12 protein-coding genes and 2 tRNA genes are annotated in these 8,913 nt (G+C 39.9%); 8 read left to right on the forward strand and 6 right to left on the reverse strand.

Annotated features, from left to right (window positions below):
• The first annotated feature begins 55 nt into the window (after positions 1–55).
• Complete coding sequence (locus FD27_RS07365) at positions 56–256, forward strand: hypothetical protein (protein ID WP_057752080.1); 201 nt, start codon at positions 56–58, stop codon at positions 254–256.
• Positions 257–306: 50 nt separating this feature from the next.
• Here the strand turns inward: FD27_RS07365 and FD27_RS07370 are convergent, their stop codons facing one another.
• Positions 307–1,146: a DNA-binding domain-containing protein gene (locus FD27_RS07370; RefSeq protein WP_057752083.1), complete on the reverse strand. Its 840-nt coding sequence runs from the start codon at positions 1,144–1,146 to the stop codon at positions 307–309.
• Positions 1,147–1,440: 294 nt separating this feature from the next.
• Between FD27_RS07370 and argF the strand changes: the two genes are divergently transcribed.
• Together argF and arcC are read left to right on the forward strand one after the other, a co-directional pair.
• Positions 1,441–2,448, forward strand: a complete 1,008-nt coding sequence (argF, locus tag FD27_RS07375) for an ornithine carbamoyltransferase (protein WP_057752085.1) — start codon at positions 1,441–1,443, stop codon at positions 2,446–2,448.
• 13 nt (positions 2,449–2,461) lie between these two features.
• Positions 2,462–3,394 carry a carbamate kinase gene (arcC, locus tag FD27_RS07380; protein ID WP_057752088.1) on the forward strand — a complete coding sequence of 311 codons (933 nt, stop codon included), beginning with the start codon at positions 2,462–2,464 and terminating at the stop codon, positions 3,392–3,394.
• Positions 3,395–3,526: 132 nt separating this feature from the next.
• On the opposite strand, the gene FD27_RS07385 is transcribed toward arcC, so the two are convergent.
• Both FD27_RS07385 and FD27_RS07390 read right to left on the reverse strand, forming a co-directional pair.
• Entirely contained in the window at positions 3,527–4,441 is a 915-nt protein-coding gene (locus FD27_RS07385) for a DMT family transporter (protein ID WP_057752091.1), read from the reverse strand.
• A 119-nt stretch (positions 4,442–4,560) separates the two neighbouring features.
• The gene (locus tag FD27_RS07390; protein ID WP_083482715.1) at positions 4,561–5,214 is read right to left on the reverse strand and encodes a matrixin family metalloprotease; all 654 of its coding nucleotides are present in this window, start codon (positions 5,212–5,214) and stop codon (positions 4,561–4,563) included.
• Between the two features lie 194 nt (positions 5,215–5,408).
• Here FD27_RS07390 and FD27_RS07395 point away from each other — a divergent pair, with 194 nt between their 5' ends.
• From FD27_RS07395 to FD27_RS07415, 5 genes are all read left to right on the forward strand, one after another.
• Positions 5,409–5,879 (forward strand): DUF7679 family protein, encoded by a 471-nt coding sequence (locus FD27_RS07395; RefSeq protein ID WP_057752094.1) that lies wholly within the window; start codon positions 5,409–5,411, stop codon positions 5,877–5,879.
• A gap of 34 nt (positions 5,880–5,913) precedes the next feature.
• Positions 5,914–6,240 carry an acetyl-CoA carboxylase gene (locus FD27_RS07400; protein ID WP_162258509.1) on the forward strand — a complete coding sequence of 109 codons (327 nt, stop codon included), beginning with the start codon at positions 5,914–5,916 and terminating at the stop codon, positions 6,238–6,240.
• Between the two features lie 52 nt (positions 6,241–6,292).
• Positions 6,293–6,365 (forward strand) — tRNA-Gln (locus FD27_RS07405).
• Between the two features lie 82 nt (positions 6,366–6,447).
• Entirely contained in the window at positions 6,448–6,777 is a 330-nt protein-coding gene (locus FD27_RS07410; protein ID WP_057752100.1) for a hypothetical protein, read from the forward strand.
• A 72-nt stretch (positions 6,778–6,849) separates the two neighbouring features.
• A tRNA-Glu gene (locus FD27_RS07415) sits at positions 6,850–6,922 on the forward strand.
• 699 nt (positions 6,923–7,621) lie between these two features.
• Here FD27_RS07415 and FD27_RS07420 read toward each other — a convergent pair.
• Genes FD27_RS07420 through FD27_RS08955 form a run of 3 tightly spaced genes read right to left on the reverse strand, consistent with a single transcriptional unit; the run spans position 7,622 to position 8,761 of the window.
• On the reverse strand, positions 7,622–8,050 hold the full coding sequence (locus tag FD27_RS07420; protein WP_057752102.1) for an ArpU family phage packaging/lysis transcriptional regulator: 429 nt from the start codon (positions 8,048–8,050) through the stop codon (positions 7,622–7,624).
• A 4-nt stretch (positions 8,051–8,054) separates the two neighbouring features.
• A complete protein-coding gene (gene mobV, locus FD27_RS08950; RefSeq protein ID WP_338033860.1) occupies positions 8,055–8,510 on the reverse strand; it encodes a MobV family relaxase in 456 nt (151 codons plus the stop codon).
• A complete protein-coding gene (locus FD27_RS08955; protein WP_235803029.1) occupies positions 8,474–8,761 on the reverse strand; it encodes a plasmid recombination protein in 288 nt (95 codons plus the stop codon). Before FD27_RS08955 ends, mobV begins: the two co-directional genes overlap by 37 nt.
• Positions 8,762–8,913 lie beyond the last annotated feature (152 nt).

Below are 8,913 nucleotides of genomic sequence, written 5' to 3' on the forward strand. Positions count from 1 at the left end.
CTGGTTACGAAGAAGTTGGCGATAAGCTGCGTAAGGAAATGGAAGAAAATAAGTAATGAACCAACAATGGTTACAAAAAACTAGACAGGGTCTTCAGAAAAGAATTGCTGTTTGGTTGGTGTTAACAATTTGCTTTGCCATTATTAACCGACTAATGACAATGCCGTTGTTGAAGTGGGTAACGCTGATTGGCGTTGCTTATACCATTATTCTAATTGGCTTATGGTGTTATTTCACAATTAAACAATTACGGTGAATATTCACTATAAAAAGAGTCCAACGTCACTATGGCGTTGGACTCTTTTACTAGCGTGTGCTTTCTTGAATTAATCCATTCATGAAATGTTTAACAGAAACTTGACCACCACGCTTGGCACGGTGCTCTAAATAGTTAATCTCATGGTGGACATTCTTGTACTCAAAAATATTATTAGCATATTCTAAAATAATTTCGTTTTCGGGATAGTCAATACACATGTGGGCAAGGTTACATAACGCGGTTTTAATGTCACGACGTATACGTTGCAGAATGATCTTTTTGCCGTGCTCATCACAATGATATGTTTCCTGAAAATCGAATTGTTCAAAGACAATATTACGTTCAATCATGATGTTAACAATTCTGATAATATCCTGGGCCCCAGTCCCAGAGGTAATGCCGAGAAAGCGGAGGATGGACTTTACGCTATCTTTTTCCTTACTTTTAAAATTGATATTAGTGGTATTACGGTTGGCTGCTCCAGAAACCAGGTCCAGGATTTGCAGCATCCGGTTAGACATGTTGATGTTTTCGCCAACCAGACGGATGATTGTTTTAACTTCAGCAACGTTAATGGGCTTTTCAAGACAAAAATCAGCCCCGGCAGAATAACATTTAGTCCGCGTACCAGGATCGACCGCTTGGCCAATCATGATGAAATGAGGGTAGTGGTTGCTTTGCTGAATCCTTTTAATGAGGTCTAAGCCATTAATTTGAGGTAAATTGAGATTTACAAACATAATATCGACGCTTAGACGGATGACATCGTCAAAGGCCTGTTCAGCATTATAGGTGGCGCCAACCACTGAATTGTTGAAGTCATTTTCAATCACGTCCTTGAGTAGGTCGATTACAGATTCACTGTCATCTACAATATAGAAATTCATCTTCCAACCTCACTTTGAACTTTTTTGATATTTTGCGAAGTATTTTGAAACTTACCTAAACATGCTACCTTTATTAAAAAACAATTGCAAATTACCAAAGCTAACTTGTGAAAATTGCAATCTGACGAACATTATACTATAACTAGGAATGAAGGCGTTTTCTGTTATCGGTATTGTTAATCGCTTGTGAATAAAAAAATAATCTTTTTGCTGAATCATATTGAAGTAAAGTGATGTTTTTTGAAAACGCCCTCTATGATAGTAACCGTAAAGAATTTCAAGGAGGAATTACTTATGGCATTCAATTTACGTAATCGTAGTTTTTTAACTCTTGCAGACTTTAACAAGCGTGAAATGGAATACATGCTTAACCTTGCTGAAGATTTGAAGAAGGCTAAGTATGCTGGTACTGAAGGCAAGAACCTTGAAGGTAAGAACATTGCCTTAATTTTCGAAAAGAGTTCAACTCGTACTCGTTGCTCATTCGAAGTTGGTGCTAAGGATGAAGGTGCTCATGTTACATACCTTGGCCCATCAGGCTCACACATTGGTCACAAGGAATCTGTTAAGGATACTGCCCGTGTTCTTGGTGGTATGTTTGATGGTATTGAATACCGTGGATTCTCACAACGTAGTGTTGAAACTTTGGCTAAGTACTCAGGTGTTCCTGTATGGAACGGTTTAACTGACGAAGATCACCCAACTCAAGTATTGGCTGACTTCTTAACTGCTCACGAAGTATTGAAGAAGCCTTACGAACAAATCAAGTTCGCCTTTGTTGGTGATGGTCAAGATAACGTATCTAACGCTTTAATGTTAGGTGCCGCTGTTATGGGTATGGAATACCATGTTGTAACTCCTAAGGAATTGAACCCAACTAAGGAAGTTCTTGACAAGGCTAACGCTATTGCTGCCGAAACTGGCGCTAAGATCGTTGTTTCTAACGATATTAAGGAAGGCGTTAAGGGCATGGATGTTATCTACGCCGATGTTTGGGTATCAATGGGTGAATCAGACGACATGTGGGAAAAGCGGATCAAGCTTCTCAAGCCTTACCAAGTTACTAAGGAAGTTATGGACGCTACTGAAAATCCTAATGCTATCTTCGAACACTGTCTTCCAGCATTCCACAACCTTGACACTGAAGTAGGTAAGGAAATCTACAAGAAGTTCGGTCTTAAGGAAATGGAAGTTACTGACGAAGTCTTCGAAAGCAAGCACTCAGTTGTATTCCGTGAAGCTGAAAACCGGATGCACACCATCAAGGCTGTTATGGTTGCAACTTTAGGTGAACACAACTAAGGAGGACTTCTAAATGGCTAAAGTAGTTGTTGCCTTGGGTGGAAATGCCCTTGGTAAGTCTCCTGAAGAACAATTAAAGCTAGTTAAGAACACTGCTTCATCATTGATCGGTTTAATTGCTGCTGGTAACCAAGTTGTAATTTCACACGGTAATGGTCCTCAAGTTGGTGCAATTAACTTAGGAATGAACTTTGCTGCTGAAAATGGTAAGACTGCCGCCTTCCCATTCCCAGAATGTGGGGCAATGAGTCAAGGTTACATTGGTTACCATCTTCAACAAAGTTTGCAAAACGAACTTCACCGTCGTTGGATGAATAAGAATGTTGCTACTGTTGTTACTCAAATTGCAGTTGATCCTTCTGACCCAGCATTCCAAAACCCATCCAAGCCGGTTGGTGATTTCTACACTAAGGAACAAGCTGACCAAATTGCTAAGGAAAAGGGCTACACCTTTAAGGAAGATGCTGGACGGGGCTACCGTCAAGTTGTTCCTTCACCACTTCCAAAGAAGATTATGGAATTAAATTCCATCAACACTTTGATTGAAGCCGGTGACTTAGTAATCGCTGGTGGTGGTGGCGGTGTTCCCGTTATCATGACTGATGATGGCTTGCAAGGTGTTCCTGCTGTTATTGATAAGGACCGTTCAAGCGCCCTCTTAGCTGATAACATTAGTGCTGATTCTCTCATTATCTTAACCGCCGTGGATCATGTTTACGTTAACTACGGCAAGCCTGACCAAAAGGCTCTTAAGACTTTGAACGTTGAAGAAGCACACAAGTACATGGATGAAAAGCAATTTGCTGCTGGTTCTATGTTACCTAAGATTGAAGCTTGCTTGTCATTTGTTAAGGGTCACCCAGAACGGAAGGCATTAATCACTTCTCTGGATGGCTTGGACGATGCACTGGCTGGTAAAGTTGGTACTATTATCCGTGACAACTAATCAATAAATGTTTCTCTTACGAAAACTCCCTTGGTATTGCCAAGGGAGTTTTTGTGTTACACAGCATTAAAAGTCGAAAGACGCTAACTCGACAAACGTCGAATGTTAGCGCCTTAAAGAAAATTGTTATTTCTAATCTTGGATGTGTTTGGGCATTGGATGAATATTGATGACACAGACCGCAAAGACAACGAGAATTGAACCTAGAATGTCAGCCCAGGTCATATGCAAATTGAAGAGCAGCACGGAACCAATCGTTGCTGATATTGGCTCAAAGGCATCCATCAAACTAAATGTCGTAGCATCAATATATTTCAGAGCACTATTAGCAAGATAAAATGGAATGATTGTTCCGATAATTAGAATCCCGGTACAGCAAATCCATACACCAGATACGTTTGGAATATGGGGTTGTTGAGGGTGAATAGCAAGTAATACAATGCCAGCAAAAAGAAGTCCCCAAGCGGTCACTACTAATGCCGGTACCCGTCCGGTGCGGAGCATATTTTGTGGGATTAAGGTATTGGTGGCAACACCAATTGCCGAAATGAATCCCCAAAATAAGACCGCTGGAGTGACAGCTAAATAATTTAACCGGCCATGAGTCGCAATAATGAAAACACCAAAGAAGGCGAGAATTGCACAAATAATTTCAATCCTACGGGGAGGCTCATGCCGGAAGGCAGCTAGATAAGCGATAATAAAGAATGGCCCAAGAAACTGTAAGACCGTGGCAATGGAGGCATTGCCCTTTTGTACCGCCATAAAGTAAGCAAACTGGACCGGTACCAATCCAATTACCCCGTAGGCGAAGATTACCCATGTGTCATGTAAATTACGAAAGACGTGGAAGGGATGATCACCGTGAAGCCAACTGATTAGTACCATGATGGCGCCACCTAAAATCAGTCGCCATTGGGTTAGCCACAGTGAGGTAATAGAAGTACTGATGTTGAAGAGGGCCTTAGCAAACAAACCTGAAATTCCCCAGAATGTACAGGCAGTGATCACCATTGTTAAGCCCAGCGCTTTTTTGTTGTTTTTCATGTGTGCTCATTATCCTTTACTTAAATATACCAATTTATTCTAACATGAATTAAAGGTAATCAAAAAGGACGAATCGCGCCCTTTTTAGAATTAGGCCAATTGTCCTCTGGTGAAAATTATTATTCTTGACTGTTACTTTGTGACGATATTTGACTTGTTGGTGCATGCTGGTAAATGGTCCGGACATTTTGGACATCCACTGGCTGAATAGAATAAAACGAACCAGCTGGTTGCATAACGGATTGCCCATTATTATGTTGAAGCCCAATGGCGTGTCCTAACTCGTGCTCTGCTGTATTAACAATTCGTTGTTGAGAATATCCATAAGCCGGATTGAGCAGGTAGTTAGCGTTCAACTCAACAGTAGCATGTTCAAAATAACCAGTTAAGGTGTTAACTTCCATCTGAGTGAGTCCGGCAGCTCCATCATTATTTTCGCTAATGGCCTTCACAATAATATCGGCTTTATCGCGATTAGTGGTTATCTTAAATGTAAATACACCTGTTTGGTTCCACTGCTGGATTGCTGTATTAGTAGCGTTTTTCAAGACTGGGTTACTTAAGTCTAAGTAAATTGAAGCCGATTTATTTGTCCACCGGCCTTCAGATTTCTTAGCCGATTTAACGTTCGTCGAACTATCAGCTCGTAAATTTGCCTTTTTGGTGGGGCGACCACTAATTCGGTCCACTAATAGTTGTGTTCTAATTTGTGCCTCATGAATCATGACATTTGTGTATTGTTCCACGAGGGGATTAGTTTGGTAGAACCACATGAAGAGGCCGATTAATAAGAGATAGAACAGAGTTAGCGAGAATTTAGAACGTTTCGTAATCGTTCACCTCCGATATTTCAGTATTGTAATGAAAGTAATGAAAAAAGTCTATTATTTTGTTGATCCTAATCTAAGAGTAGTCATCCACTAACAAGGTGCGGTAAAATGAAAGTGGTTACAAGGGAGGGATTGAAATGACTGCATTTAAGGTAAAAGTCCAATTAAGCTGGGGACCGACAAAAGAGTATTTAATTGCCAATGACGTTGAACCAGGGTTACAGCATCGCTATGAAACGCGTAAACATTGGCAAAATGTGATGGATAATGCCTTGATTAATGTACCTGTTGCACCTTATCTGCCAAGTAATAAACATGTGCCACCAATTGCTACTGGAAGGGTTATTAAAGTCACTGTGGCTAGTGAAGAAGAGATGCAGTTATTAAGGACACGGAGTCAATTTATTATGGCTGATATTTGGCAGAAGCATGATACGGCCGGTAATTATAATTTCCTTCACCATGATTATGAAAAGTGGACTCAACGGCAAATTTATGCTGATGTGGACTATTGGTGCACTGGTGCTCATCATCCCATCATTACTTGGGTTACTCGTCAACGGATCAAGTATCAATGGCATTTGTATAATCAAGAAACAGCTCGTTGAACGTATGTTCGAAAAATGTGTTATACTATGTCTGGTGATGATTATGGAAACGCCCAACGATAGTGCCAAACTGATTGTACAAAGACTTCAATCCCACTTTAAGCGCTTACCACATACTCGTTATTGGATGGTAGTGGTAAATAATCGTTATGATCGACAATATAATTTTTTCATTGAAATGAGTCATCGTCAGCGATGTACTCGTTCTATCCCGTTACATTCAATTACTGACTATTCGCTAATCAACCTGGAGCATGTTATTCAGCAGGTTCACCTGCAAAACAAACTTCCAATTCATTTTCGGGGCTTTGGTGATCAGCAGCGGTGGCCAGAAAGTGGGCGGTTGATCCGGGCTCTTTAAAAAAGGGTTGACTAATTTCCGCAAGCCTTGTATAGTAATTATGTTGTCTTATTGGGAATTAGCCAAGCTGGTAAGGCAGTGGACTCTGAATCCATAATGCACTGGTTCGAATCCAGTATTCCCAATTTTTATTTTTGATTCGTTAGGCATTATTGCCTAGCGAATTTTTATTTTGATGTTCAATGCCTTAAGTGGAAGGACGTTATCATGGCAAGTAACTCAGATTCTATTTACTACGTTTTAACGAAAATTAAGCGGCATCCTGAACTGATTCTAGCGGAACGCCCGCGATATACTAATACTTTGATGATTATTATTGATGATCACCTTAAAATTGCGGATGCTGCTTTCTATTTTCCTAACAATCGATTGATGGTTAATCGTTTGTCGAATGATTTTGTCGCTAAAAACGATGATTTGCTGGAAGCTTACTTTCATGAAGTCGCCGGTAACGAGAAAAGTTACCACAATGTTTGGGTGACAACCAGTCACGTTACTGATCAGCATGCCTTTTTGCTGGAACTTTCCTTTGAATAGATAAATAAATGCGTGATGGTTAATTGACAAAGTTAATTGTCATCACGTATAATTCTATTTGGACGTTTTTATTGCCCGCTGGTCAAATTGGTTAAGACGTCGCCCTCTCAAGGCGGAGTTACGGGTTCGATCCCCGTGCGGGTGATTTTTTAGTGTTTTGGCTCTTTTTCATAGAGTACATTTCCCAGTATATCAGCATTCTTGTTATTAGAAAATATTATGAAAAACTATTGAAAACAGCTTTTGCGGAAAAATTGCGGAAAAATTAATAACTTGCCGGTGGGGATGAGATCGCTGTTTCAGCGGTCTTTTTATTTTGCCTTTTTAGCTCTCACAGGGGTGTAAAAGAAAAGCACCCGTTTTAATGCGAGTGCTTAATTGGCTTCAGTTATTTCTTTGCGTGTTCATGGCAATGCTTCCAATATTATTTAACCTCTGCTTTAATTCTACCATTAACAGCGGTCTATAACGTGCATGGGATTGCGCTTATTTCGCAACAGAATGCTGTTATATCAATGTTTGATGGATTAGCCCCCCTGGGGGTAAAATTTTTAAAATTAGCCCTTGCGCAAAAGAAAACGGCAATGTGTGCGCTCTTTCAATAAAGTGGATGGGGCGGGGGGTTAACAAGTCTAAGGTAGTACGCAAAAAAGGCCGCTACTCATAGGTAACGGTCTAAATTAGGTTTAGTTTAGTTAGGCTCAGTACCAAGATTTACCAAGTTCTTAGCAGCGGTGAGGGAAAGCAAAATGACAGGTTTTAACAGGTTCTCATGACGGTGAGAGAATGCTGAATGCTAAGTTTTGACAAGTTTTTATGTAGTGATATGTAGGTTTTATAACATTCATGCCTTAACTCTTAAATCTCGTCCATAGGTTGCATAGTGATCAGCAAATTCAAATAATGCGGTGCGTTGTTTTACCTTGGTTTGCGATGAACCGTAGCCAATTAGCTGTTCTATTCTGAACATTGGTAAATGATTGATGTACTTACTAATCAGGATTGTTCGACTTGTTTCAGTACATGCGGTTATGGCCTGGACAATTAAACATAGTTCTTTTCTAGCGTCAATTGCCTTTAGTACTTGCGTTTCTGTGTTATTTAAATAATTAGTATGTGACGCTACGCCATCAAATGATGGTGAGTGATATATGTCACTTAATGAACTGCCGGCCAACTGTTCTAGCTTCTCTACGTCCCTCTTAAAGAATTGCCTTACGTTAGCTGCGGTTGCTTGTTTGTTAATTGGTTGAAATTGGAACAGGACCCCCAACTTGTCATCCCCTAATTAAATGATATTGTCTGGCTTCCTCGTCAGTAATGTGCAAGTATTCCATAATCTCCGCCAATCTCTCAAAGTGATTTCCAACAACATCTAAATTCAAATCTTCCCGCATAGCTTTATATTCTGGTACTGTCAAACTTTTATGTTGCGATTCTTGAATACCACGTTCAACATCAAATCCGTGTTGTCGTAAATAAACTGGCAATTGATCTTGAACGTTTTGCAAAGCTGCACGATTAAACACCCGTTTAGCCGATAATTTATACTCATCATTAAATGGAACAATCCCCATATGCATATGGGGAGTACTCTCATCAAGATGAACAATCGCATAACGAATGTTTTCTTCACCAAATTTTTCAGCAAAGTAAGCTTTAGCTGTTTCAAAATATTTGCTCGTATCAGCCGCCGTTAAATTAGCAAAAAAATTGCTATCGTTCGAAATAATCCATTCATTTCATTGACTAAAACGGCATCTTTTCTAACCGCCCGCTGACTGGTTTTATGCTTGTTAATATAAGCCTCAATATCCGTTTTGAAATGGTTAGTCCGACCAGCAACCAAATCATAATTTAAACCAGAACGGTCAACGTCAATATCGGCATTTTTATGATGTTGTGTTCGGCGTTGATCATGATTACCCAAGCCAACCAGATTATCAGCTTTCAATTTCTGCATATTAGCCACTAAATAACTCATCTCACCACTCCATTCCAAACAGCTAAATTTGGATAGAGCATAACACAGAATCCGGCAAACCTCTATGCAAGGTATAGCCCAATATACTTTACCTTGGGTCAAGTCCAAAATGTTGGTGTAAATTAAATTCCGCGAATTTATCATTTCACAAG

It is taken from the genome of Limosilactobacillus frumenti DSM 13145, from assembly GCF_001436045.1.
GTDB lineage: Bacteria > Bacillota > Bacilli > Lactobacillales > Lactobacillaceae > Limosilactobacillus > Limosilactobacillus frumenti.

Coding starts and splice junctions, on each gene's coding strand:
- FD27_RS07390 (WP_083482715.1), bottom strand. CDS start 5,214: ATGTGGTTCTACCAAACTAATCCCCTCGTGGAACAATACACAAATGTC.
- FD27_RS07410 (WP_057752100.1), top strand. CDS start 6,448: ATGGCAAGTAACTCAGATTCTATTTACTACGTTTTAACGAAAATTAAG.
- FD27_RS07395 (WP_057752094.1), top strand. CDS start 5,409: ATGACTGCATTTAAGGTAAAAGTCCAATTAAGCTGGGGACCGACAAAA.
- FD27_RS07365 (WP_057752080.1), top strand. CDS start 56: ATGAACCAACAATGGTTACAAAAAACTAGACAGGGTCTTCAGAAAAGA.
- FD27_RS08955 (WP_235803029.1), bottom strand. CDS start 8,761: ATGAGTTATTTAGTGGCTAATATGCAGAAATTGAAAGCTGATAATCTG.
- FD27_RS07370 (WP_057752083.1), bottom strand. CDS start 1,146: ATGAATTTCTATATTGTAGATGACAGTGAATCTGTAATCGACCTACTC.
- FD27_RS07385 (WP_057752091.1), bottom strand. CDS start 4,441: ATGAAAAACAACAAAAAAGCGCTGGGCTTAACAATGGTGATCACTGCC.
- argF (WP_057752085.1), top strand. CDS start 1,441: ATGGCATTCAATTTACGTAATCGTAGTTTTTTAACTCTTGCAGACTTT.
- arcC (WP_057752088.1), top strand. CDS start 2,462: ATGGCTAAAGTAGTTGTTGCCTTGGGTGGAAATGCCCTTGGTAAGTCT.